A 24161-nucleotide genomic window follows, 5' to 3' on the forward strand; every position below is an offset into this window, starting at 1 on the left:
CTCGCGCCACTTTATTGCGATTTACGCACCCGCAGATACCACTCCGAGAGCAGCCGTACCTGCTTCTCGGTATAGCCACGCTCCTTCATGCGCGCCACGAAGTCCTCGTGCTTCTTCTGGTCCGCCGCCGAGGCCTTGGCATTGAACGAGATCACCGGCAGCAGCTCCTCGGTGTTGGCGAACATCTTGTGCTCGATCACGCCGCGCAGTTTCTCGTAGGACTGCCAGCTGGGGTTCATGCCGTTGTTCTGGGCACGCGCCCGCAGCACGAAGTTGACCACCTCGTGACGGAAATCCTTGGGATTGGAGATACCGGCCGGCTTCTCGATCTTCTCCAGCTCCTCGTTGAGGGCCTGGCGATTGAACAGCTCGCCGGTTTCGGGGTCGCGATACTCCTGGTCCTGGATCCAGAAGTCAGCGTAGGTGACATAGCGATCGAAGATGTTCTGACCGTACTCGGAGTACGATTCGAGATAAGCGGTCTGGATCTCCTTGCCGATGAAGTCGACGTAGCGCGGCGCCAGGAACTCCTTGATGTAGCGCAGATAGCGCTCGAAAGTCTCCTTGGGCAAGTGCTCCTGCTCGAGGCGCTGTTCGAGAACATAGAGCAGATGCACCGGGTTGGCGGCAATCTCGTGGTTGTCGAAGTTGAACACCTTCGACAGGATCTTGAAGGCGAAGCGGGTGGAAAGTCCGTCCATGCCTTCGTCGACCCCGGCGGCGTCGCGGTACTCCTGGATCGACTTGGCCTTGGGGTCGGTGTCCTTGAGGTTCTCGCCGTCATAGACCCGCATCTTGGAGTAGATGCTGGAGTTCTCCGGCTCCTTGAGCCGCGAGAGCACCGAGAACTGCGCCAGCATACGCAGGGTATCCGGAGCGCAAGAAGCTTCGGCCAGCGAAGAGTGCTCCAGCAGCTTCTTGTAGATGTTGATCTCCTCGGTCACGCGCAGGCAGTAGGGCACCTTGACGATGTAGACGCGGTCGAGGAACGCCTCGTTGTTGCGGTTGTTGCGGAATGCCTGCCATTCGCTCTCGTTGGAGTGGGCCAGCACGATGCCTTCGAAGGGAATCGCGCCCATGCCTTCGGTGGGGTTGTAGTTGCCCTCCTGGGTCGCCGTCAGCAATGGATGCAGCACCTTGATCGGCGCCTTGAACATCTCGATGAACTCCATCAGCCCCTGGTTGGACTTGCACAGGCCACCGGAGAAGCTGTAAGCGTCCGGGTCGTCCTGGGAGTAGAGTTCGAGCTGGCGGATGTCGACCTTACCCACCAGCGAGGAGATGTCCTGGTTGTTCTCGTCGCCCGGCTCGGTCTTGGAGATGGCGATCTGGTTGAGCCGCGAGGGGTACAGGCGCACCACCTTGAACTGGGAGATGTCGCCACCGTACTCCTTGAGCCGCTTGGCCGCCCATGGCGACATCACGCTCTTCACGTAGCGGCGTGGAATGCCGTACTCCTTCTCGAGCAGCTCACCGTCTTCCTCCGGCGAGAACAGCCCCAGCGGCGATTCGTACACCGGCGAGCCCTTGATGGCGTAGAACGGGATCCGCTCCATCAGCAGCTTGAGCCGCTCGGCCAGCGACGACTTGCCACCCCCCACCGGACCGAGCAGGTAGAGGATCTGCTTGCGTTCCTCGAGTCCCTGAGCGGCATGGCGGAAGTAAGCCACGATCTGCTCGATCGCCTCCTCCATGCCGTAGAACTCGGAAAAGGCGGGATAGCGCCGGATCACCTTGTTGGAAAAGATTCGGGAGAGCCGCGGATCCTTGGCGGTGTCGATCACCTCGGGTTCGCCGATGGCCTTCAGCATTCGCTCGGCGGCGCTGGCGTAGACCATGGGGTCCTCACGACACAGCTCCAAGTACTCCTGCAGGCTCATTTCCTCCTGCTGAACACGGGAGAAGCGGTTCTGCACATGATCGAAGATGCTCATCGAAGCCTCCTGTTTGCCTACCCCGTTGGCCACCCGATCGGAATAGCCACCCTGGGTTACTCATCAGCCTAGACACTTCAGAGCGGAGTGGGTGGCAAAGAATCAACGCAAGGGAAGGATAATCATGAGAACGCAGGGCAAACCAAGGGTTCGATGGCTGTATAAGGAGAATTAAACGCTATTAGGACGCAAACGGAACGTAGCATCAGGCATCGCCGGCGATGAAAGATCGCCAAGGTCCACGCCACGGGCGCTTGGAGCCAGGCACAAACGCCCCGCGTATTTGACGAAGAGAGATTTCTTTAGCGTAGACGGGCGGGGGCGCCCTGACGTCAACGCTTGCGCTACAGCCCCGCCGCCACGCGGGTGCCCTGGTCGATGGCGCGCTTGGCATCGAGTTCGGCTGCCTCGTCGGCACCGCCGATCAGATGCACCGCCACACCAGCCTCCCGGAGCGGCTCGAGCAGCTCGCGCACCGGATCCTGGCCGGCACACACCACCACGCTGTCGACCTCCAGCAGGCGTGGCTCCTCATGATGGCGAATATGCAGGCCAGCGTCATCGATACCAACGTACTCGCAGCCCGCCAGTGCCTCGACGCCGCGATGACGCAGCGATGCCCGGTGAACCCAGCCGGTCGACTTGCCCAGGCCCTTGCCGGGCTTGGAGGCCTTGCGCTGCAGCAGGAAAACCTGACGCGGCGTCTCGGGGCGCTCTGGCGGGCGGATGCCGCCACGCTCGGTGACGGCGAGATCCACACCCCACTCGGCGCACCAGGCATCGCGGTCGAGCGAGGGATGCCCCACATGAGTGAGCAGCTCGGCCACATCGAAACCGATACCGCCAGCGCCGATGATGGCCACGCGCCGCCCCACCCGCTCGGGATGCAGAATGGCCATGGGATAGCTCAACACCTTGGGGTGATCGATGCCCGGCAGATCCAGGCGCCGCGGGCGCACCCCGGTCGCCAGGATCACCGCGTCGAAAGCGCGCAGTGTCTGGACGTCGACTTCAGTACCCAGCTTCACCGTGACGCCGTGCTTGTCGAGCATCACGTTGAAGTAGCGCAGCGTCTCGTCGAACTCTTCCTTGCCGGGGATCTTGCGCGCCAGGTTGAATTGTCCGCCCAGCTCGCCGGTGCGTTCGAACAGCACCACGCGATGGCCGCGACGCGCTGCGGTAAGTGCCGCCGCCAGCCCCGCCGGCCCGCCACCGACCACGGCGATGTCGCGCGATGTCTCGGCCGGCTCGATGACGAGTTCGGTCTCGTGACAGGCCTGGGGATTGACCAGGCAGGAGGTGAGCTTGCCCTGGAAGGTGTGGTCCAGACACGCCTGGTTACAGGCGATGCAAGTATTGATCTCGCCGTCGCGCCCTTCGGCCGCCTTGCTCACCCAGGCCGGATCGGCGAGGAAGGGGCGCGCCATGGAAACCATGTCGGCATGGCCCTCGGCGAGCACCCGCTCCGCCACCTCGGGCATGTTGATGCGGTTGGTGGTGATCAGCGGGATGGAAAGCTCGGCCTTCATGCGCCGGGTCACTTCGGTGAAGGCCGCTCGCGGCACGCTGGTGACGATGGTGGGCACGCGCGCCTCGTGCCAGCCGATGCCGGTATTGATCAGGCTGGCGCCAGCCGCCTCGATGGCCCGCCCCAGGGCCACGACCTCCTCCCAGGTGCTGCCCTCCTCGACCAGGTCGATCATCGACAGGCGGAAGATGATCAGGAAGTCGTCGCCCACCGCCTCGCGGATCCGTGAGACGGTTTCGACGGCGAAGCGCATGCGATTGTCGAGCGAGCCGCCCCAGCGATCGTCGCGGTGGTTGGTGCGCAGGCACAGGAACTGGTTGATCAGGTAGCCCTCGGAGCCCATCACCTCGACACCGTCGTAACCGGCCTCGCGCGCCAGCGAGGCGCAGCGGACGTAATCGTCGATCTGGCGCTCCACTTCCGCGTCGCTGAGTTCATGTGGCGCGAACGGGTTGATCGGCGCCTGGATCGGCGACGGCGCCACCAGCTCGGGTGAATAGGCATAGCGCCCCGCATGCAGGATCTGCATGCAGATATGACCGTCCTCGGCATGTACTGCCTCGACTACGCCGCGATGGTCGGCTACCTGCTCGGCCCGCTCCAATGTGGCGGCGCCCTGGAAGACGGCCCCCTCTCTATTGGGAGCGATGCCGCCGGTCACGATCAGGGCAACGCCTTCACGGGCACGCTCGGCATAAAAGGCCGCCAGACGCGCAAAGCCGTTCGGCGCCTCTTCAAGATTGGTATGCATGGAGCCCATCAGCACTCGGTTGGGCAGCGTCAGATGGCCTACCTCGAGCGGGCGGAAAAGATGAGGATAGCGCACGCCGAACTCCTCCTTGGGTCGAGTCACGGTGATTTCAAACAACTGTATGATAGCCAGACGACAGGCGCAAAGGAAAAGCGACGCTTACGCCCAACGACGAAGTGCGCTGGACTCTCGCAACAGAAGGCGCCGCAGTTCTTGTCCATCTGGCGAAAGCGGGACGGAGGGAGTATAGACGATACGAAAAGGCCCCGAGCTATCAGCTCGAGGCCTGAAATCGAATGGCGGACCGGACGGGACTCGAACCCGCGACCTCCGGCGTGACAGGCCGGCATTCTAACCGACTGAACTACCGGTCCGCATGGTGGGTGATACCGGACTCGAACCAGTGACCCCCAGCATGTGAGGCTGGTGCTCTAACCAACTGAGCTAATCACCCACGGATATCGCACTTGCAGCAGCAGTAGCGCATGCGAAGAATTTGCCAGAGCATCGTGGCGGACCGGACGGGACTCGAACCCGCGACCTCCGGCGTGACAGGCCGGCATTCTAACCGACTGAACTACCGGTCCACGACAGATGACACTAGCGATGGAAACGATGGCGGACCGGACGGGACTCGAACCCGCGACCTCCGGCGTGACAGGCCGGCATTCTAACCGACTGAACTACCGGTCCGCTGCACATTTCCTACGTGTTCAGGATCTCGCCAGCGCCCAATATTTGAGCGCGATGGTGGGTGGTACAGGGTTCGAACCTGTGACCCCCAGCTTGTAAGGCTGGTGCTCTCCCAGCTGAGCTAACCACCCCTGGTCACGTGGCGCTGAATTCTACAGAGATCCGCTGCCTTGTCAATGGTCTTTGCGCATTTCACAGCCAGGAAAAAGCACCGTATCAGCAACCTCGACCAGGTCGAAAGCGCTGTAGCCCCCGTCATTCGTGACGCCTCTCAATCCACCCTGGCCTGCTCTCGCATGTAGGTCGCGATCGCTGCCGCCCCCTCCTCGATCAGGTCGATCTGGGTACGCCCCGATTTTCGCCGCGGCTTCCAGTCGTGATCGCCATCTTCCAGCCAATGGATGCATGCTCGTTTGCCCAACGAATAGTTCTCGACCTCCTCACGGGTGCCAAACGGATCGCGACTGCCCTGCACCACCAGGGTGGGGCAATCGATCCCTGGCCAATGGGCAAGACGCAGCTTCTCCGGCTTGGCCGGAGGGTGAAAAGGGTAGCCGCACAGTATCAGTCCGGCGGCTCCATTGCGCGCCGCCAACAAACTGGCCACACGTCCGCCCATCGACTTTCCACCCAGCCACGGAGTACCTCCTTGCGGCTGTGTCAGAATGTCGCACCAATGGGACAATTCTTCTACGAGACGGTCGATCCTGGGTGGTGGAATCCGCTTCTCCTCCTGCTGCATGCGCTGCATGTAGGAGAACTCGATGGCCAGGGTCTGGACACCCTGGCGGGCGAGCGCGTCTCGCAAGTCGCTCATATAGGGCGACTGCTGCCCGGCCCCCGCGCCATGGGCAATCAGCAGGCGTCCGACGCTTCCTTCGCCTCGGATTTCGAGCGGACCGAGCCCCTCTACGAACCAGCGGCCAGGCTGCCGGTCGAGCCCTCGTTCGCGAAGTTGGCAAGGCGCCACGGCGATCGGCACTAATCGTGAAAAGTTCGACACACGTCAAATTCCTATACGAGTTTCACCGGTATCCTTGTTTCAGTCTGTCAGGCGGCTGCGCTAGAATCCGCCCTGCTTTCCGACCTGCATCACCCAACCGGGAGCGCCGTCGTGGCCTTCGCCACCGCGAGTTCTCGATACGCGTTCGATGGGAATCTGACATGAGCACAGCACTAGAGCACCCGACCTACAACTACAAGGTAGTTCGGCAGTTCGCGATCATGACAGTGGTGTGGGGCATCGTGGGCATGCTCCTCGGTGTCATCCTTGCCGCACAACTGGTATGGCCGCAACTCAACCTCGATCTGCCTTGGACCAGCTTCGGTCGCCTGCGCCCGTTGCATACCAACGCCGTCATCTTCGCCTTCGGCGGCTCCGCGCTGATGGCGACCTCGTATTACGTGGTACAGCGTACCTGCCAGACGCGGCTGTTCTGCGACAAGCTGGCGGCCTTCACCTTCTGGGGCTGGCAAGCGGTGATCCTGTCGGCGGTCGTGACGCTCCCTTTGGGCTACACCACCACCAAGGAGTATGCCGAGCTCGAGTGGCCGATCAACATCCTGATCGCCGTGGTGTGGGTCAGCTATGCCATCGTCTTCCTGATGACCATCAAGCAGCGCAAGACCTCGCACATCTATGTGGCCAACTGGTTCTTCGCCGCCTTCATCCTCACCGTGGCGGTGCTGCATATCGTCAATAACGCGGCAATCCCGGTCAGCCTGATGTATTCCACCTCGATCTACGCCGGCACCATCGATGCCATGGTGCAGTGGTGGTACGGGCACAATGCCGTGGGCTTCTTCCTGACCGCCGGCTTCCTCGGCATGATGTACTACTTCGTACCCAAGCAGGCCGAGCGTCCGATCTACTCCTACCGCCTGTCGATCGTGCACTTCTGGGCCCTGATCATGATCTACATGTGGGCCGGCCCGCACCACCTGCACTATACCGCCCTGCCCAACTGGGCTCAGTCGCTGGGCATGGTGATGTCGATCATCCTGCTGGCTCCCTCCTGGGGCGGCATGATCAACGGCATGATGACCCTCTCCGGCGCCTGGCATAAGCTGCGCACCGATCCGACCCTGCGCTTCCTGGTCGTGGCCCTGTCGTTCTACGGCATGTCGACGTTCGAAGGCCCGATGATGGCGGTGAAGACAGTCAACGCACTGTCACACTATACCGATTGGACCATCGGCCACGTCCACGCCGGCGCCCTGGGCTGGGTGGCGATGATCACCATCGGCTCCATGTATCACCTGATTCCGCGCCTGTTCGGCCGCACCGAGATGTATTCGGTTGGCCTGATCGCCGTGCACTTCTGGCTGGCCACCATCGGCACCGTGCTCTACATCGCCGCCATGTGGGTCAACGGCATCCTGCAGGGCCTGATGTGGCGCGCCATCAACCCCGACGGCACCCTGATGTACACCTTCATCGAATCGGTCGAAGCGAGCGGTCCCGGATACATCGTGCGCCTGATCGGCGGCCTGTTCTGGATCGTTGGCATGCTGATCATGGCCTACAACGTCTTCATGACCATCAAGCGCAGCGAAGCCGTCAGCCAGCAGCCGATGCCGCAGACCGCCTGAGCAACCGGGGAAACCGACACCAATGAAACATGAGATCGTCGAAAAGAACGTTGGCCTGCTCGCTGTGCTGATCCTGGTGGTGATCAGCTTCGGCGGCCTGGCCGAGATCGTGCCGCTGTTCTTCCAGAAGCAGACCACGGAGCCGGTGGACGGCCTGCGCCCACTCTCCGCCCTGGAGTTGGAAGGACGCGACATCTATCGCCGTGAGGGCTGCGTGGGCTGCCACTCGCAGATGATCCGCCCCTTCCGTGCCGAGACCGAGCGTTACGGCCACTACAGCGTGGCCGGCGAGTTCATCTACGAGCACAACTTCCTGTGGGGCTCCAAGCGCACCGGACCGGACCTGGCCCGGGTCGGTGGCCGCTATAGCGACGAGTGGCACCGCGCGCACATGTACAACCCGCGCGATGTGGTGCCGGAATCGATCATGCCGGCCTACCCCTGGCTGTTCGAGCGCACCCTGGATGGCCGCGATACGCCGCGCAAGATGGAGGTGCTGCGCAACCTCGGTGTGCCCTACACCGACGAGGACATCGCCAATGCCACTCGCGAAGTGCGCGGCCAGCAGGAAATCACGGCCCTAGTGGCCTATCTGCAACAACTGGGCACCGTGCTCGAGGGCACGCGTTGATCATGGATACCGGGACCTTTCGCGGCATCATTACCTTTTTGCTGATCGTGGCCTTCGTGGGGATCACCTGGTGGGCCTACTCCCGGCGTCGCAAGCCAGACTTCGACGAAGCGGCCAACCTGCCCTTCGCCGAGGACGATGAGCAACCCAATCGTGACAGCAGCGCCTCGCAGCAGCGCTCGTCCAGCGAGCAAGAAAGCGAAGCCGATTCCCGCCAAGACAGGGGAGACAAAAACGCATGAGCAACCTATGGGATGACTCCCTTTCCGGGTTCTGGAGTGCCTGGATCATCGTATTGACGCTGGGCTCCATCGCCTTCGCCTTCTGGATCCTCTACGCCAACCGCAAGACCGACAAGGTACCGGATGCCGACGGCAACGTGGAAACCACCGGTCATGCCGCCGACGAGATCGAAGAGTACGACAACCCACTGCCGCGCTGGTGGTTCCAACTCTACGTCGGCACCGTGGTGTTCTCGCTCGGCTATCTGCTGCTCTATCCCGGGCTTGGCAACTTCACCGGCCTGCTCGGCTGGACCCAGGAGGGGCAGTGGGAGCAGGAGGTGGCTCGCGCCGAAGAGCGCTTCACGCCGATCTTCGCCCAGTATCAGGAGGTTCCCATTCCCGAACTGGCCCAGGACGCCGAAGCCATGCAGGTCGGCGAGCGGATCTATCTGAACAACTGCGCGGTGTGCCATGGCGCCAACGCCCGCGGCGGGTACGGCTTCCCCGACCTGACCAATGACGACTGGCTCTACGGTGGCGAACCCGAGCAGATCGTGACCACCCTGGTACGTGGACGCAACGGCCTGATGCCCTCGTGGCAGCAGCTCGGCACCAACAACATCGAGAACGTCACCCAGCACGTGCTGGCGCTCTCCGGCAACGAGCACGACGCCGAACGCGCCGAGCAGGGCGCCGCCGTCTACGCCTCGGTGTGCGCCGCCTGCCACGGCGGCGAAGGCACCGGCAACCAGGCCTTGGGCGCGCCGGACCTGACCAACGACATCTGGCTCTATCAGGCCCCCGGCCAGAGCGTGGCCGACTCGGTGCGCCAGACCCTGCGCAACGGCCGCAACGGCCACATGCCGGCCCAGGAGGCCTATATCGGCGCCGAGCGCGTCCACCTGGTCGCGGCCTACATCTACAGCCTGCGCCTGCAGAACTAGTCCCACTCGCACGGAGTGCGACGCACCGTCGCACTCCGTCGCCCGACAGCGGGCACTCGGTACAATGACGCCATATCCTTGCCTCCCTTTCGCGGGTCGTCATTTCCCGCCGCGAGTCCGACATGAGCGATAAGATTCCCACTCGAGACGTGACACCGCAGGCGGTGGGACACCACATGCCATCTGCCACGGTTCAGCAGGAGATGTACGCCAAGCGCCGCCACATCTATGTGCGCGAGATCAAGGGGCTGTTCCAGCGTCTACGAAGGGGTGCCAACTGGCTACTGATGCTCGCCTTCTTCGGCCTGCCCTGGCTCAACTGGGGCGACCGGCCGCTAATCTGGTTCGACCTGCCCGGGCGCGAATTCCATATCTTCGCCGCGACTTTCTATCCCCAGGAATTCATACTGCTCTCCTGGCTGCTGATCATCTGTGCCTTCGGCCTGTTCTTCATTACCGTATTCGCCGGCCGCGTATGGTGCGGCTACACCTGCCCGCAGAGTGTATGGACTTTCCTCTACATCTGGGTGGAACACCGCCTGGAAGGCTCACGCAATCGTCGCATCAGGCTCGACCGCGAGCCGATGAGCCTCGACAAGGCTTGGCGCAAGACCGCCAAACATGCCGTCTGGCTCGCTATCGCCCTGGCCACCGGCGTGACCTTCGTCGGCTATTTCACGCCGATCCGCGAGTTGGTCGTCGACCTGCCCGCCCTCGAGGCCCACGGCTGGTCCTACTTCTGGGTCGGTTTTTTCCTCGTCTTCACCTACCTCAATGCCGGTTGGCTGCGTGAGCAGGTATGCATCTACATGTGTCCCTATGCCCGTTTCCAGTCGGTGATGTTCGATGCCGATACGCTGATCGTCTCCTACGACACGGCCCGCGGCGAGCCGCGCGGCGCACGCAAGAAAGCGCTCGAACATGCACAGGTGCGTACCGCAGGGCTGGGCGATTGCATCGACTGCGAGCTGTGCGTGCAGGTCTGCCCCACCGGTATCGACATCCGCAAGGGGCTGCAGTACGAATGCATCACCTGCGCGGCCTGTATCGATGCCTGCGACAGCGTGATGGACCGCATGAACTACCCGCGTGGTCTGATTCGCTACACTACCGAGAACGCCCTGGAAGGGAAGCGGTCTCATGTGCTGCGTCCGCGCCTGATCGGCTACTTCGCGGCGCTGACGGTGATGGTCAGCCTGTTCATTTGGGCTCTGGGTGAGCGCATGCCGCTCGGTTTCGAAGTGGAGCGCGAGCGCGGCCAGCTCTACCAGATGACTCGCGAAGGACGCATCAGCAACGTCTACACCCTGACCGTGCGCAACCTCGACGATCGCGCTCATGACTACCGGCTCGAGGTGAGCGGCCTGCCCGGTCTCGTGCTGGATACCGACTCGCTGAGCGTACCAGCCGCCAGTTCACGACGTTTCGTCGTGCAGGTCACCGCCGCACCCGACGTACTGGAACTGCCCAGTCACCCGATCCAGCTGTATCTGCAATCGCGCCAGGACGAGGATATCCGGCTCGAGCGCGAAACCCGTTTCATCGGTGAGACCCGGAGATGACAATGACCGCCCCCACCCCTTGGTACAAACAATTCTGGCCTTGGTTCCTGCTCGGCCTGCTGTGCATGTCGATCGTCGTCAGCTCGACCTTTGCCGTGCTGGCCATTCGCTCCGCCGACGGCATGGTGCAGGAGGATTACTATGAGCATGGCCGCGCCATCAACATGGTGCTGGCCAAGCAGCAGCGCGCCCACGAACTGAACCTGGCCGCCGACCTGCGCATCGACCCGCTGACCAGCGACATCATCGTCCAGCTCGACGGCGACGACCGCCCTGAGCGACTCTACCTGAGGCTGATCTTCCCGACCCAGGACGACCGCGATCAGGACCTGGTACTGGAACACGTGCGCGATGGCCGCTATCTCGGCCAGGCCCCCGACAACCTGCGCTACCGCTGGTACCTGCAGCTCCACCCCAGCGAAGAACAGCCCGAGTGGCGGCTGGTGGGCGAGGCCAGCCTGCCCAGCGAGGAGAGCTTCTACCTGACCCCGGACGTCCAGCAACGCAGCTAACGAGTGCCGTCACGACCCTTGACACACCATGACATGTCCCTGACCGCCAGCGAGATCGATCCCGCCGCGACCTGCTTTCACTGCGGCAACACGGTTCCCGCCGGAGCACCCTGGTCGATCTCGCTGGACGAGCGCATGCACCCGCTGTGCTGCCCCGGCTGCGAGGCGGTGGCTCATGCCATCGTCGACGGTGGCCTGGCCAGCTATTACCGTTTTCGCACCGAGCTGCCCGAGCGCCCCGACGAACGCCAGGCAGTCAAGGCCGAGACCTGGGCGGTATTCGACGATCCGGGCCTGCAACGCCAGTTCGTTCACGATGACGCCGATGGCACAACGGTGCACGCCACCCTGGCCGTGGATGGCATCACCTGCGCCGCTTGCGCCTGGCTGATCGAGCATCGCCTCAACGACCTCGAAGGCGTGACCTCGAGTGCCGTCAACCTGAGCCATCATCGCGTGCGAGTGGCATGGGATCCGGCAAGACTCAAGCTGTCGCGCATCCTCGCCGAAATGGCCGGTATCGGCTACAGCGCCCAGCCCTACGAGCCGGACGCGGCCCAGCAGCGGCTACAGTTCGAGGAACGCATGAACATCCGCCGGCTGATCGTCGCCGCCGTGGGCATGGCCCAAGTGATGATGTTCTCGATCCCCATCTACGTAGCTGGCCCCGGCGAGATCAGCGAGGACTTCTACGCCCTGTTCCACTGGCTGTCGTTCGCCCTTGCCACACCGGTGGTGTTCTTTTCTGCGATGCCTTTCTTCCGCAATGCCGTGCGCGACCTGCGTGCGCGGGTGCTGGGCATGGACGTGCCGGTTTCCATTGCCATCGGCGGGGCCTATCTGGCCAGCGGTTATGCCGTACTCTCGGGCACCGGCGAGGTCTACTTCGACTCGGTGGCCATGTTCACCTTCTTCCTGCTCTTCGGCCGCTACGTGGAAGCTCGCGCGCGGCGGCGCAGCGGACATACCGGCAACGCCCTGGCCGGTGCCCTGCCCCTCTCTGCCGTTCGCCTCGAGGCGAATGGCGAGGAGCGCATCCTGCCGGCCAGCGAACTTGCCGCCGGCGACCGGGTGCTGATCCGTCCCGGCCACGGCGTGCCCGCCGACGGCGTGATCGAAGAGGGCGAGTCGAGCCTCGATGAGTCGATGCTCACCGGTGAGTACCTGCCTGTGGCCCGACGCATCGGCGACAGCGTCACCGGCGGCAGTCAGAACATCGAGAGTCCGCTGGTGGTACGCGTCACCCACGCCGGCAAGGAGGCTCGGGTGGCCAGCATCGTCGATCTTACCGACCGGGCTTTCGCCAGTCGTCCGCGCCTGGCCCAGATGGCCGCACGCATGTCGCACCTGTTCGTACTGCGCCTGCTGGTGGTGACCGCCTGCGTGACTACCGCCTGGTGGTTCATCGATCCCAGCCGCATGCTGTGGGTAATGCTCTCGGTACTGGTGGTGACCTGCCCCTGCGCCCTGGCGCTGGCCACCCCCACTGCGCTCACCGCGGGCCACGGCCAATTGCGCCGGCGCGGGATACTGATCACCCGAGCCGATGCCATCGAGTCACTCTCCCAAGTCGACCGGGTGATCTTCGATAAGACCGGCACCCTGACCTGCGGCGAGATGCAACTGATCGACACCCGCCCCCTCGGTGAACTTTCGGCGGAGCGTGCCAGAGTGATCGGAGCGGCACTGGAGGCTCATTCCGAGCACCCCATCGCCCGCGCCTTCCGCCCCTGGCGCGAGGCAACGGTGGACGCGAGCGACAGGAGCAGCCGTACCGGCCAGGGCGTGGAAGGCACGATCGACGGCCAGCGCTGGCGCCTCGGGCGCGCCGATTTCGCCACTGCCGACCACGACCTCGCCGCACCAGATGACGGGCAATGGCTGCTGCTCAGCGAGAATGGCGAACCGCGCGCCTGGTTCGCCCTGCGCGACAGACTGCGCGATGACGCCGCACAGACCATTGCCGAGCTGATGGCGCGAGGCATTCGTGTCGAACTGCTGTCCGGCGATACCAGCGACGCCGTACGTGGCATGGCCGAACAGTTGGGACTCGACACCTGGCACGCCGGTGTCAGCCCCGAGGGCAAGCTCGAACGTATCCGCCAATGCCAGGCGACCGGTGAGAAAGTGGCCATGATCGGCGACGGCATCAACGACGTGCCGGTGCTCGCCGGCGCCGACGTGTCGATCGCCATGAACGGCGCTACCGATCTGGCCCGTACCAGCGCCGACGCCGTATTGCTCAGCCCGCGCCTGATGCGTATCGTCGAGGCGATCGAGGTCGCCCGCGCCACCCGGCGCATCATGCGCCAGAACATGATCTGGTCGGTATGCTACAACTTCTCGGCGCTGCCGCTGGCCGCCATCGGCATCGTGCCGCCCTGGGTCGCGGCGCTGGGCATGTCGGGCAGCTCGCTGGTGGTGGTGGGCAATGCGCTGCGGCTCAACCGTTTCCGGCTACGCCCCAGAAAGCCACCAGGCCGCGACGCCCAAATGGTGAATGCATGACCATTCTTTATCTGCTTATCCCGCTCTCGCTGATCCTGCTCGGCCTGGCCGTATGGGCCTTCTTCTGGGCCGTGAAGAACGATCAGTTCGAGGATCTCGAAGGCCCGGCCCACCGCATCCTCTTCGACGAGGACGAGAACGACCTGACACCGGAAGAGCGCGAGCGGCGGCACCGGGCCCGCCGACGCGAATCGGCCGCCAAGGATAACGACGACCCGGCGGAGCGCTGATGGATCCCACCGGACTCGGCCTGCCGCCGCTGCTGGCCGCCTTCGTCTTCGGCTTGCTCGGCGGCGCTCACTGCATCGGCATGTGCGGCGGCATCATGAGCGCACTGACCTTCGCCGTGCCACCCAGCATGCGCAGCCCGGCACGCCTGTCGGGACTACTGCTCGGCTACAACCTGGGGCGTATCGCCAGCTACACGCTGGCCGGCGCGGTGGTGGCCTCGCTCGGCACCGTAGTCGCGCTATCACCGGCAGCGCGAGTCGGTCTGCAGGTGTTCGCCGCCGTAATGCTGATCCTGATGGCACTCTATATTGCCAACTGGTGGAAGGGGCTGCTCAAGGTAGAGGCTCTCGGCCGGCACCTGTGGCGCTACCTTGAGCCCATCGGCAAACGCCTGATGCCGGTGGTGAAGATTCCCCAGGCCATCGGCCTCGGCGCGGTGTGGGGCTGGCTGCCCTGTGGGCTGGTCTACTCGATGCTGGCCTGGAGCCTGGCCACGGCGGATCCACTGCGTGGCGCTGCGCTGATGGGCGCATTCGGGCTCGGCACCCTGCCCGCGCTACTGGTCACCGGTTTCGCCGCCCGCCAGTTGGGCAACCTGATTCGCCACCCGGCGACCCGTACCTTGGCCGCCCTCGTGATCATCGCTTTTGCCCTGTGGCAGCTCGTTGCCCTGCTGCCACAACATCAACACTTCGTTTGACGCAGCTCAATCCGCCTTGGACAGCGTGCCGCTAGCATGAGTCAACTGTTAGCCTTTCGGAGTGCCATCATGTCCGTCCCCGCACGCTGCGTGCATCAAGCGATGGCCGACCCTTTCACCTGGGACGCAGCGCTCCTGCGGCGCTACGACACCCATGGCCCGCGCTACAGCTCATATCCCACCATCTATTCATTCAGTGACGATTTCGGCGAGCAGGCTTACCTGGCGGCCCTGGCCCGCAGCAATGCGGATGGCAGGCCGCTATCGCTCTACGTGCACATCCCCTTCTGTCGCAGGACCTGCCATTATTGCGCCTGCAATAAAATCGTCACCAGGAACGCCAAGGTGGCGGAGCCCTATATCTCGCGGCTGGACCGCGAAATGGTGCTGCTCAGGCCACATCTGGATACACGCCGCGAAGTGGCCCAACTACACTGGGGCGGGGGAACGCCGAGCTTTCTCAGCCTCGACCAGATGAGCGACCTAATCGACCGGCTCGACGCCCGCTTCGGCCTTTCCAACTCCCGCCACCGCGACTATGCCATCGAGATCGATCCGCGCGAGGCCGATGTCTTCACCCTGCGCCACCTCCAGGCACTGGGTTTCAATCGCTTGAGCCTCGGCGTCCAGGATCTCGACCCACACGTGCAGCGAGCCATCAACCGGATCCAGCCACGCATCCTCACCGAGGCACTGCTCGACGAAGCCGACCGGCTTGGCTTTCGCTCGCTCAATCTGGACCTGATCTACGGACTCCCGTTGCAGACCCGGGACAGCTTCGCCGCCACCCTGGAACAGGTGATCGCCATGGCACCGGCACGCATCTCGGTGTTCAATTATGCCCACATGCCCGAGCGCTTCACGGCTCAGCGTCACATTCGCGCCGAGGACCTGCCCGGCCCCGAGGAGAAGCTGGCGATCCTGCGCACCACCGTCGCCATGCTCACCGGGGCGGGCTACGTCCACATCGGCATGGATCACTTTGCCCGCAGCAACGACAGCCTGGCCATCGCCCAGCGCAAAGGCACTCTGCAGCGTAACTTCCAGGGTTATTCCAGTCACGCCCAGTGCGACCTGGTGGGCCTGGGCGTCTCGGCCATCTCCTGCATCGACGATGTCTATGCCCAGAACCACACCCGCCTCGCCGACTACGAAGCAGCCCTCGATGCCAGCCATCTGCCCACCGCACGGGGTATCCGGCTAACCTTCGACGATCGCATCAGGCGGCATGCCATCGAACAACTGATGTGCGACATGGAACTCGACCTGAATGAAATTAGCGAGACGTTCGGCATCGATGCCCCCCGCTACCTGGCAGGCGCCCTGGAACGACTGGAAACACTCCGGCGGGACGGGCTGGTTCTGATTGATGGCCATCGGATAGTGGCCACACCGCTCGGCCGGCTACTGATCCGCCACCTGGCCATGGCCTTCGATGCTCGCCTATCGCTCACGCCCGACGACCGCTTCTCGCGCATCGTCTGAGCACGGGAGTCCCTGCAGTGCCAACTTTGTTGCGGCCAAAGGTCGCAAGGGGCATTTCACCTACTCCAATAATGCCCCATAATGCCCTCATGACTGAGATTGAGGAGGTGGAGCATGCCGGTCAACGCGGCCAATGCGCTTGGCAAGCGGCGTTCGTTACTGCATGAAACCCGCTGCCAGAACTGCAGCCTGAGTTCACTGTGTCTGCCTCTTGCGCTGGAACTCGAAGACATGGAGCAGTTCGATGCGATCATCCGGCGTCGTTCGCCGCTGAAAAAGGGTGAATCGCTGTTCCGCCAAGGCAGTGCCTTCAGCAGCGTCTTCGCAGTGCGCTCCGGTAGTCTCAAGCAAGTCACCACCGAGGGCTCGGGGGACGATCAGGTCACCAACTTCTACCTGCCCAGCGAGTTGGTCGGCCTCGACGGTATCGACGAGCAGGTCTATCCCGGCAGCGTGATCGCGCTGGAAACCACTACCGTTTGCGAGATTCCCTTCGATCGGCTCGATTCGCTCTCGGAGCAGTTGCCGGAACTACGCGGCCAGCTCTATCGCAGCATGAGCAAGGAACTGCGCGACGACCGCAAGATGATGCGCCTGCTCTCGCGCAAGACCGCCGACCAGCGCCTGGCCAGCTTCTTCTCCAGCCTCTCCGACCGTTTCCGTCGCCGCGGCTATTCGCCCTACAGCTTCCGCCTCTCCATGTCGCGGGCCGATATCGGCAATTACCTGGGCCTGGCCGTGGAAACGGTCAGCCGCATTCTCGGGCGCTTCCAGCAGCAGGGGCTGGTCGAGGTATCCGGTCGCGAGGTCAACATCCTCAATCTCGAGGCTCTGGTGGCACAGGCCCAGGACGATCACTGAGCCCTGGCGACATCACCCAAGCAGAAAGAAACCGCCCGGCCAAGTGCCGGGCGGTTTCCGTTCGGGTGGACTATCGGCTCAGCTGTCGTGTGAAACATCCAATGCATCGATGCGCCGCTCACGCCTTCGTGCCTGCTTGGCCTCGAGCCCTTCGAAGTCGAAAAGCTCGCGGTCAGCCAGTTGCGATGGCGCCACGTTGGATACCGCCTTGAACATCGACTCAATGCGACCGGGATGCTTGCGCTCCCACTCGGCCAGCATCTCCTTGACCACCTGGCGCTGCAGGTTGGGCTGGGAGCCGCACAGGTTGCAGGGAATGATGGGAAAATCCATCAGCCGTGCGAACTCAGCGATGTCGGCCTCACGACAATAGGCCAGCGGCCGGATGACGATGTTCTTGCCATCGTCGGAGAGCAGCTTGGGCGGCATGGCCTTCAGGCTGCCGCCATAGAACATGTTGAGGAACAGCGTCTCGAGGATGTCCTCGCGATGGTGACCCAGTGCTACCTTGGTGGCACCGATCTCTTCGGCAAAACCGTACAGCGAGCCGCGACGCAAGCGTGAACAGAGTGCACAGGTGGTCTTGCCTTCCGGGGTCTTCTCCTTGACCACGGAATAAGTGTCACGCTCGAGAATGTAGTACTCGACGCCGATCGATTCGAGATACTCGGGCAATACGTGCTCGGGAAAGCCCGGCTGCTTCTGGTCCAGGTTGACCGCCACCAGCGAAAAGCTCACCGGCGCATTGCGCTGCAGATTACGCAGGATCTCGAGCAGGGTATAGCTGTCCTTGCCACCCGACAGGCAGACCATGATCCGGTCGCCCTCGTGGATCATGCCATAGTCGACGATGGCATTACCCACCTGGCGGCGCAGGCGTTTCTGCAACTTGTTGAATTCGCGCCGGCCCTTGGCGTCAAGCGCCTCCAGCGGCGAGGCGCCCGCTTGCGCCCCGGCGTGTGCCTCGGTGGCAGGGGCGGCGGCGAGCGGGTCGAAGATCAGGGCGTCTTGCATGGTCACTGGCTGCCAGAGCATGGTGGATGACGGGGGCCATCCTACCATCGCCTCGCTCCAGTGGCGACGCCGCGACGACCTATCCCAGCGCCCGGCAGAATGCCGATGGAGTTACGCCTCGCGCCGGTCCGGCACTCCGGCGCGCTCCAGGCGCAGATACATGAGTGCCGTGGTCACGGCATCACCGAGCGCGGTATTGCGCCCCATGACCGGTACGCCGAGCGTCTCGGCCACCGTCTCGAAGCGCTGCGGACGAAGCTCCGGCTCCATCATGCTGCGGCGCAGTTGGCGATGATAGAGCTGGGCCACGTCGATCCCGCTATTGGGCAGGTCGAAGCCAAAGCGCGGCTGCAGCTGACGGTTGAGAATGGCCAGGTCGAAATCGAGCCGCCAGCCCAGCAACGGACGATTGCCGATGAAGTCGAGTAGTGTCGTCAATGCCTCGTCGAGGCTCACCCCGTCATCCAGGTCAACGCCACGCAAGCCGTGCACACGGATGGAGTCGCCCGTCAGCGAGGCGGGACGCTTGAGGCGCAAGTCGAGCGATTCACTGGTCAGTACCCTGTCACCACGCACCTTGACCGCACCGATCGATACGGGCTCGGCGGTACGCGTATCGATACCGGTGGTTTCACAGTCGATGGCAACGAGTTCATCCCCGGTGTAGGGGTGAAAGAGCCAGCCATACTCACCGTCAGCGTGGCGGCGGCGATCCTTGGCCCGGCGTAGCGCACGAAACATGCCGTGGTTTCCTCCTACAACAATTCCGCATTGACCCGCCCAGGCACGGCCTCATGAATATTCGAGGTGGTAGCGCTGCGACAGGCTCTGCTTGAAATCCTTGACGATATGCAATGCCTCACGCAGCAGGTCGCGCTCCAGCGACGACAGCTGCTGGACCACGACGCGATCCGGATGCTTGCTGGCGTTATCTCCATCCAGGCGTTCCAGTTGCTGTTTCAGTCTCAACTCGGTGAATAGTGATAGCGCCTCGGCGAGATCCTCGGCGATTCGTTCCTCCAGCCGACCATCCGCCGCCAGGGCCTCGAGCCGCTCCAGCGTGGAAGTGGGCTTGATGCGGCGCTCCAGCGCCATGGTACGCACCCCATGAACGATGGGAAAAATGCCGCCTTTCTTTATGTCGATGCCGTGCTGGGGTTTCTTCAGCGACCCGAACAGGGTCAGCGGCGTGGAAAAGCGCAGCGCCGTGCGAGCGAAATAGGAGAGCAGGATTTCGTCGCGGGAGCATTGTTCGAATAACGCTTCGCGAACCCGCTCGAGCAGCACGGGATTACCCGCCACCGCATGGGAGTCGAGCATGATGGCAAGCTTCATCAGGCTGTCGCCATCCCGTTTCTGCGCCCAACGCGCAATGCGCTCGCGCCATTGGCTGACGGAGCCCATCCACTCGGCATTGCTGACCATGATGTTGCCGGGACAAGGAGGATAACCAAGTTCGATCAACGTCTCGGTCAGGCGCTGCATCTGCTCGCCCACACCGGGCCATTCCAGCCCATCGGCAAGGATCAAACCGTTATCCTGATCGGTCTTGAGGATCTGCTCGCCACGTCCTTCGCTGCCCATCACCATCAGGCAACTGTCGCGGTGATAGCGCTCGTCGATCAGAAACCCCCACGCCTTGGACATGATTCGCCCGTTGAGCGCCGCCAGCAGACCCATGGCGAAGCGCAGCTTGACCCCCTGTGCCATGAGCGTCTTGACCAGCTCAGGCGTGCGACGACTGGCGAGAAACAGAGCATCGAGGCTTTCCGCCTGCTCCACCTGCAGGCTGACGACATAGCTGCGGCTGGAGAAATAGCTGAGCACGTCGGTGAGTTCCACCACACCGATGGGATTCGCCTGCTCCATGACCACGACACGCTCCACCTTGTGGCGGGTCATCATCACCAGTACTTCGAACAGGTACTGATCGGGGCGTACCGTGACCAGTTCGAAATGCGCGATCTCCCGTAATGGGCTCAGCTTCTCGCAGTCCTGCAACACCAGCGCTTCGAGCAGGTCGGTCTTGGTGACCATGCCCGCTCCACTCTCCCCCTCTACCAGCAGACTATCGGCGTGACTCTCGTGCAGCCTCGCCACCGCCTCGGCAATGGTTGTCTCCGGCCCCATGCACAGCGGCGGCCGCATGCATTCGCTGACTCGCGCCAGCATGAAGCCGGCCATGGTCACGCCGCCCTCGGCGCGCTGCTCGGTCAGCAGGCGTGTCTTGTGGGCCAGGGTCTGGCGAAAGAACTCGGCAAAGGGGGGATAGTCATCACATAACTGCAGGAACAGTGCCTTGGGCAACAGGTAGCAAAGGCTCTCCTGTTCCGCCCGGAAGCGGTAACGGCTCTTGCCGTTGAGAATGCTGATGGCACCGAACAGATCGCCAGCCGTATAGTGGCCGATCCGCTCACGAGCCCCCGGCTGCCTGGTGTCCAGCTCGGCCACCTCTCCCTTGTGAATGAGAAAGACGTACTCACCCGGCTGGCCGGTTTCGAGAATGATCTCGTTACGATCGAAGTAGGCTAGGTCGATGCCGTTGCGGATGCGCTCGCGCCCTTCGTCATTCAGAAAGGAGAACGGCGGCTGGGAGAGATCGACATTGACCATGCTGTTGCCCTCGTTGCGCGGCCCTCATCGCCGTCATCCCGGACGAGTCCGAAGAGAAAAGTTCCTTAACTTCCGATGCCACTCGCATCGAGCAAGACTTCTCCTGGCAGGATAACAGTCGACTTTTAAGACATAACCTAGACCAACGTCCAAGGAGGCGGCTGCATAAAATGCGAGCACTTCACTAGACAATGGTCTTACAAGAAAGCGATATAGACAAAGGTCCAATGCTAGACAATCGTCCTATCGCAACGGCGGCAATATCACGACATCACTCGTGCGAAAATCATAATCCATTGATACATAAACAAAAAATGAGACAAAGAAATATCGCAGTTTACTCATGATACCAAAGTCTGGGATTTTATTTTTCGCTTTTATTGACCACTATTACACATGAATCATGCAGGGCAATCGTATCTTGATAATGCGGCTCGACGATTGGTTAATCGACATGGTGGATAGTGCGGCTCGTCCGCGGGGAGCAATGGGGAACACAGGCGTTTGCCTACGCCTTTGGCCACACCACCGACTCGACTCGCATTGTGCGAACCTCCTGACGAAACCTGGCAACTCTACTGTGCAACTTCCCAACCTCAACAATAAGTGGAGAGCATCACATGGCAGATGACAAAACCAATGCTGCTGCGTACTGGAAGGCGAACGTACGCCTGATCACCGGATGCCTGATCGTCTGGGCATTCGTCTCCTACGGCTGCGCCATCCTGTTTCGCCCCCTCCTTTCCGGCATCCCGATCGGCGGAACCGATCTCGGATTCTGGTTTGCTCAGCAGGGTTCCATCCTGACCTTCATCGGCTTGATCTTCTTCTATGCCTGGAAGATGAACAAGCTCGACCAGAAGTTCGGCCTCGGGGAGTAAGCCAGCATGAGCCAGTTTGCCATCAACCTTCTCTTCGTGGGCGGCTCGTTTGCCCTCTACATCGGCATCGCCATCTGGGCGCGTGCCGGCTCGACCAAGGACTTCTATGTCGCCGGCGGCGGCGTCCATCCGGTCACCAACGGCATGGCCACGGCGGCCGACTGGATGTCCGCAGCATCTTTCATTTCCATGGCAGGCCTGCTGGCTTCCGGCGGCTATGCCAACTCGACCTACCTAATGGGCTGGACCGGCGGCTACGTGATCCTGGCCATGCTGCTGGCCCCCTACCTGCGTAAGTTCGGCAAGTTCACCGTGCCCGACTTCATCGGTGACCGCTTCTACAGCAAGACGGCCCGCATCGTTGCTGTCGTGTGTCTCATCGTGGCCTCGGTGACCTACGTCATCGGTCAGATGACCGGCGCCGGTGTGGCCTTCTCGCGCTTCCTCGAGGTGCCAAGCAGTGTGGGTATCTGGATCGCTGCGGCCATCGTCTTCCTGTATGCGGTATTCGGCGGCATGAAGGGCATCACCTACACCCAGGTAGCGCAGTACATCGTGCTGATCATCGCCTATACGATCCCCGCCGTGTTCATCGCCATGCATCTGACCGGCAACCCGATCCCGATGTTCGGCATGTTCAGCACTCACACCGAATCCGGCGTACCGCTGCTGGCCAAGCTCGATGAAGTGGTCAATGCGCTGGGCTTCCGCGACTACACCGCCGACGTCGACAACAAGCTCAACATGGTGCTGTTCACCTTGTCGCTGATGATCGGTACCGCTGGCCTGCCCCACGTCATCATTCGCTTCTTCACTGTGCCGAAAGTGGCCGATGCTCGCTGGTCCGCCGGCTGGGCGCTGGTGTTCATCGCCCTGCTCTACCTGACCGCTCCGGCCGTAGGCTCCATGGCCCGCCTCAACCTCGCCACCACCATCTTCCCGGAAATGGCCGGCCAGGTGGAGGATTACGAAGCGGCAGCAGAAGAAGCGTTGGCCTACGAAGATCGGCCGCAGTGGGTGCGCACCTGGGAGGAAACCGGGCTGATCACCTTCACCGATCACAACAACGACGGCCGCATCCAGATGTACAACGACGCCAACCCGGCCTTCCAGCCGATTGCCGAGCAGCGCGGCTGGGAAGGCAACGAGCTGACCGTCAACAACGACATCCTGGTATTGGCCAACCCGGAAATCGCCAACCTGCCGGGCTGGGTCATCGGTCTGATCGCAGCCGGTGGTATCGCGGCGGCACTCTCCACCGCGGCAGGCCTGCTGCTGGCCATCTCCTCCGCCATCAGTCATGACCTGATCAAAAACACCATCAACCCCAACATCACCGAGAAAGGTGAAATGTTGGCGGCGCGTATCTCCATGGCCGGCGCTATCCTGCTGGCGACCTATCTGGGGCTCAATCCGCCCGGATTCGCCGCCCAGACCGTGGCACTGGCCTTCGGTATCGCCGCTGCCTCGCTGTTCCCGGCCCTGATGATGGGCATCTTCTCCACCCGGATGAACAGCAAGGGCGCCATCTGCGGCATGCTCGCCGGCCTGATTAGCACCCTGTTGTACATCTTCACCTACCTGGGCTGGTTCTTCATCCCCGGAACCAACATGCTGCCGAATACGGAAGCGAACTGGATCCTGGGTATCTCACCGCTTTCCTTCGGTGCCGTGGGTGCGATGATCAACTTCGCCGTGGCCTACGCGGTCTCCACCGCCACTGAAGAGCCCCCGCAGGAGATCCAGGACCTGGTGCAGAGCGTGCGTTATCCGAAAGGCGCTGGCGCTGCGATCGACCACTAAGCCATAATGGTTGCCCGGCCCACTGCGGGCCGGGTATCGAACCAGATCGGGCTTCCCTCCGGGAAGCCCGATTGCTTTGAGAAGGTGGTATTATGATTTGGCACTTGATTGCGGCGATTTTCGCCGGCCTGGGGGCAGCCGGCATCGGCCTGATGCTGCGCCTGGCCAGCGGCAAGCGCTTGCCGAAATGGATCATCCCGGTATTTGCCGGCCTGGGCATGCTGGGCTACCAGATCCACTACGAATATTCGTGGTTCGACCACAAGCGTAGCCAACTACCTGCCACCGCCCAGGTGGTGGACACGCGCCAGGACAGCATGGTGTGGCGCCCCTGGACTTACTTCTTTCCGATGACGGTGTCCTTCAGCGTCGTCGATAAGAGCAGTATGGTGCCAGCTCAGGGAGACGACGCTCAGTTGGTCGAGTTCATCCTCTACCGCTTCGAGAAAGAGTACGTGGATCAGCTTCATCACCAACCCTACCTGATGAACTGCGACTCCGCCGAAATGGTGCCGCTCACCAGTGACAACCACCAGCCACGCCTCGACGGCCTGCGCCCGGTGGAAGAGGATTCGCGTCTCTTCCAGGCAGTCTGCTCCCCCTGGTAAGTCCCGGTCGTAATCGATGCCTCTCCCGGTCCGAGTGTCCTCGGGCCGATATCCCTTTAGAATGATCGGTACTTGCCGGGGGGAGA

20 protein-coding genes and 5 tRNA genes are annotated in these 24161 nt (G+C 62.6%); 14 read left to right on the plus strand and 11 right to left on the minus strand.

Annotated features, from left to right (window positions below; all coding sequences use genetic code 11):
- Nucleotides 1-11: 11 nt before the first annotated feature.
- From HOP51_RS09230 to HOP51_RS09265, 8 genes are all read right to left on the minus strand, one after another.
- Entirely contained in the window at nt 12-1934 is a 1923-nt protein-coding gene (locus HOP51_RS09230) for a PrkA family serine protein kinase (protein WP_234273632.1), read from the minus strand.
- 344 nt (nt 1935-2278) lie between these two features.
- On the minus strand, nt 2279-4315 hold the full coding sequence (locus HOP51_RS09235; RefSeq protein ID WP_338073040.1) for an NADPH-dependent 2,4-dienoyl-CoA reductase: 2037 nt from the start codon (nt 4313-4315) through the stop codon (nt 2279-2281).
- Nucleotides 4316-4510: 195 nt separating this feature from the next.
- Nucleotides 4511-4587, minus strand: a tRNA-Asp gene (locus HOP51_RS09240).
- A 3-nt stretch (nt 4588-4590) separates the two neighbouring features.
- A tRNA-Val gene (locus tag HOP51_RS09245) sits at nt 4591-4667 on the minus strand.
- A 56-nt stretch (nt 4668-4723) separates the two neighbouring features.
- Nucleotides 4724-4800 (minus strand) — tRNA-Asp (locus HOP51_RS09250).
- Between the two features lie 29 nt (nt 4801-4829).
- A tRNA-Asp gene (locus tag HOP51_RS09255) sits at nt 4830-4906 on the minus strand.
- 55 nt (nt 4907-4961) lie between these two features.
- Nucleotides 4962-5037, minus strand: a tRNA-Val gene (locus HOP51_RS09260).
- Nucleotides 5038-5177: 140 nt separating this feature from the next.
- A complete protein-coding gene (locus HOP51_RS09265; protein ID WP_234273793.1) occupies nt 5178-5876 on the minus strand; it encodes an alpha/beta family hydrolase in 699 nt (232 codons plus the stop codon).
- A gap of 194 nt (nt 5877-6070) precedes the next feature.
- Between HOP51_RS09265 and ccoN the strand changes: the two genes are divergently transcribed.
- The 11 genes from ccoN (at nt 6071) to fnr (ending at nt 17156) form a co-directional block, all read left to right on the plus strand.
- A complete protein-coding gene (gene ccoN / locus HOP51_RS09270) occupies nt 6071-7498 on the plus strand; it encodes a cytochrome-c oxidase, cbb3-type subunit I (RefSeq protein WP_234273633.1) in 1428 nt (475 codons plus the stop codon).
- Between the two features lie 22 nt (nt 7499-7520).
- Complete coding sequence (gene ccoO, locus HOP51_RS09275) at nt 7521-8129, plus strand: cytochrome-c oxidase, cbb3-type subunit II (RefSeq protein WP_234273634.1); 609 nt, start codon at nt 7521-7523, stop codon at nt 8127-8129.
- 2 nt (nt 8130-8131) lie between these two features.
- Nucleotides 8132-8371, plus strand: a complete 240-nt coding sequence (locus HOP51_RS09280) for a cbb3-type cytochrome oxidase subunit 3 (protein WP_234273635.1) — start codon at nt 8132-8134, stop codon at nt 8369-8371.
- Nucleotides 8368-9297, plus strand: a complete 930-nt coding sequence (ccoP, locus tag HOP51_RS09285) for a cytochrome-c oxidase, cbb3-type subunit III (RefSeq protein WP_234273636.1) — start codon at nt 8368-8370, stop codon at nt 9295-9297. The genes HOP51_RS09280 and ccoP overlap by 4 nt, the downstream gene beginning before the upstream one ends.
- 122 nt (nt 9298-9419) lie before the next feature.
- Nucleotides 9420-10859: a cytochrome c oxidase accessory protein CcoG gene (gene ccoG, locus HOP51_RS09290; RefSeq protein ID WP_234273637.1), complete on the plus strand. Its 1440-nt coding sequence runs from the start codon at nt 9420-9422 to the stop codon at nt 10857-10859.
- Nucleotides 10856-11371 carry a FixH family protein gene (locus tag HOP51_RS09295; protein ID WP_234273638.1) on the plus strand — a complete coding sequence of 172 codons (516 nt, stop codon included), beginning with the start codon at nt 10856-10858 and terminating at the stop codon, nt 11369-11371. The genes ccoG and HOP51_RS09295 overlap by 4 nt, the downstream gene beginning before the upstream one ends.
- Nucleotides 11372-11404: 33 nt before the next feature.
- A complete protein-coding gene (locus HOP51_RS09300; protein WP_234273639.1) occupies nt 11405-13879 on the plus strand; it encodes a heavy metal translocating P-type ATPase in 2475 nt (824 codons plus the stop codon).
- Nucleotides 13876-14109: a cbb3-type cytochrome oxidase assembly protein CcoS gene (gene ccoS, locus HOP51_RS09305; protein ID WP_234273640.1), complete on the plus strand. Its 234-nt coding sequence runs from the start codon at nt 13876-13878 to the stop codon at nt 14107-14109. The genes HOP51_RS09300 and ccoS overlap by 4 nt, the downstream gene beginning before the upstream one ends.
- A complete protein-coding gene (locus HOP51_RS09310) occupies nt 14109-14810 on the plus strand; it encodes a sulfite exporter TauE/SafE family protein (RefSeq protein ID WP_234273641.1) in 702 nt (233 codons plus the stop codon). The genes ccoS and HOP51_RS09310 overlap by 1 nt, the downstream gene beginning before the upstream one ends.
- 69 nt (nt 14811-14879) lie before the next feature.
- The gene (gene hemN / locus HOP51_RS09315; protein WP_234273642.1) at nt 14880-16295 is read left to right on the plus strand and encodes an oxygen-independent coproporphyrinogen III oxidase; all 1416 of its coding nucleotides are present in this window, start codon (nt 14880-14882) and stop codon (nt 16293-16295) included.
- 114 nt (nt 16296-16409) lie between these two features.
- Nucleotides 16410-17156: a fumarate/nitrate reduction transcriptional regulator Fnr gene (fnr, locus tag HOP51_RS09320; protein ID WP_234273643.1), complete on the plus strand. Its 747-nt coding sequence runs from the start codon at nt 16410-16412 to the stop codon at nt 17154-17156.
- A gap of 78 nt (nt 17157-17234) precedes the next feature.
- Here fnr and ttcA read toward each other — a convergent pair whose 3' ends face one another.
- The 3 genes from ttcA to HOP51_RS09335 form a co-directional block, all read right to left on the minus strand.
- Nucleotides 17235-18170 (minus strand): tRNA 2-thiocytidine(32) synthetase TtcA, encoded by a 936-nt coding sequence (ttcA, locus tag HOP51_RS09325; RefSeq protein WP_407061795.1) that lies wholly within the window; start codon nt 18168-18170, stop codon nt 17235-17237.
- Between the two features lie 111 nt (nt 18171-18281).
- Nucleotides 18282-18911 (minus strand): 3'-5' exonuclease, encoded by a 630-nt coding sequence (locus HOP51_RS09330; RefSeq protein ID WP_234273644.1) that lies wholly within the window; start codon nt 18909-18911, stop codon nt 18282-18284.
- A 51-nt stretch (nt 18912-18962) separates the two neighbouring features.
- Nucleotides 18963-20783, minus strand: coding sequence for a putative nucleotidyltransferase substrate binding domain-containing protein (locus HOP51_RS09335; protein WP_234273645.1), 1821 nt, complete (start codon nt 20781-20783; stop codon nt 18963-18965).
- A gap of 620 nt (nt 20784-21403) precedes the next feature.
- Here HOP51_RS09335 and HOP51_RS09340 point away from each other — a divergent pair.
- The 3 genes from HOP51_RS09340 to HOP51_RS09350 all read left to right on the plus strand — a co-directional run bounded on the left by HOP51_RS09340 (nt 21404) and on the right by HOP51_RS09350 (nt 24075).
- Nucleotides 21404-21664, plus strand: coding sequence for a DUF4212 domain-containing protein (locus tag HOP51_RS09340; RefSeq protein ID WP_234273646.1), 261 nt, complete (start codon nt 21404-21406; stop codon nt 21662-21664).
- Nucleotides 21665-21670: 6 nt separating this feature from the next.
- Nucleotides 21671-23467 (plus strand): sodium:solute symporter family protein, encoded by a 1797-nt coding sequence (locus HOP51_RS09345; protein WP_234273647.1) that lies wholly within the window; start codon nt 21671-21673, stop codon nt 23465-23467.
- A 92-nt stretch (nt 23468-23559) separates the two neighbouring features.
- Nucleotides 23560-24075: a hypothetical protein gene (locus tag HOP51_RS09350; protein ID WP_234273648.1), complete on the plus strand. Its 516-nt coding sequence runs from the start codon at nt 23560-23562 to the stop codon at nt 24073-24075.
- The last annotated feature ends 86 nt before the right edge of the window (nt 24076-24161 follow it).

The organism is Billgrantia zhangzhouensis (genome assembly GCF_021404465.1).
GTDB classification, from domain to species: domain Bacteria; phylum Pseudomonadota; class Gammaproteobacteria; order Pseudomonadales; family Halomonadaceae; genus Halomonas; species Halomonas zhangzhouensis.

Coding starts and splice junctions, on each gene's coding strand:
- ccoN (WP_234273633.1), top strand. CDS start 6,071: ATGAGCACAGCACTAGAGCACCCGACCTACAACTACAAGGTAGTTCGG.
- HOP51_RS09280 (WP_234273635.1), top strand. CDS start 8,132: ATGGATACCGGGACCTTTCGCGGCATCATTACCTTTTTGCTGATCGTG.
- fnr (WP_234273643.1), top strand. CDS start 16,410: ATGCCGGTCAACGCGGCCAATGCGCTTGGCAAGCGGCGTTCGTTACTG.
- HOP51_RS09310 (WP_234273641.1), top strand. CDS start 14,109: ATGGATCCCACCGGACTCGGCCTGCCGCCGCTGCTGGCCGCCTTCGTC.
- ccoO (WP_234273634.1), top strand. CDS start 7,521: ATGAAACATGAGATCGTCGAAAAGAACGTTGGCCTGCTCGCTGTGCTG.
- HOP51_RS09335 (WP_234273645.1), bottom strand. CDS start 20,783: ATGGTCAATGTCGATCTCTCCCAGCCGCCGTTCTCCTTTCTGAATGAC.
- ttcA (WP_407061795.1), bottom strand. CDS start 18,170: ATGCAAGACGCCCTGATCTTCGACCCGCTCGCCGCCGCCCCTGCCACC.
- hemN (WP_234273642.1), top strand. CDS start 14,880: ATGTCCGTCCCCGCACGCTGCGTGCATCAAGCGATGGCCGACCCTTTC.
- HOP51_RS09345 (WP_234273647.1), top strand. CDS start 21,671: ATGAGCCAGTTTGCCATCAACCTTCTCTTCGTGGGCGGCTCGTTTGCC.
- HOP51_RS09350 (WP_234273648.1), top strand. CDS start 23,560: ATGATTTGGCACTTGATTGCGGCGATTTTCGCCGGCCTGGGGGCAGCC.
- ccoS (WP_234273640.1), top strand. CDS start 13,876: ATGACCATTCTTTATCTGCTTATCCCGCTCTCGCTGATCCTGCTCGGC.
- ccoP (WP_234273636.1), top strand. CDS start 8,368: ATGAGCAACCTATGGGATGACTCCCTTTCCGGGTTCTGGAGTGCCTGG.
- HOP51_RS09340 (WP_234273646.1), top strand. CDS start 21,404: ATGGCAGATGACAAAACCAATGCTGCTGCGTACTGGAAGGCGAACGTA.
- ccoG (WP_234273637.1), top strand. CDS start 9,420: ATGAGCGATAAGATTCCCACTCGAGACGTGACACCGCAGGCGGTGGGA.
- HOP51_RS09330 (WP_234273644.1), bottom strand. CDS start 18,911: ATGTTTCGTGCGCTACGCCGGGCCAAGGATCGCCGCCGCCACGCTGAC.
- HOP51_RS09230 (WP_234273632.1), bottom strand. CDS start 1,934: ATGAGCATCTTCGATCATGTGCAGAACCGCTTCTCCCGTGTTCAGCAG.
- HOP51_RS09295 (WP_234273638.1), top strand. CDS start 10,856: ATGACAATGACCGCCCCCACCCCTTGGTACAAACAATTCTGGCCTTGG.
- HOP51_RS09300 (WP_234273639.1), top strand. CDS start 11,405: ATGTCCCTGACCGCCAGCGAGATCGATCCCGCCGCGACCTGCTTTCAC.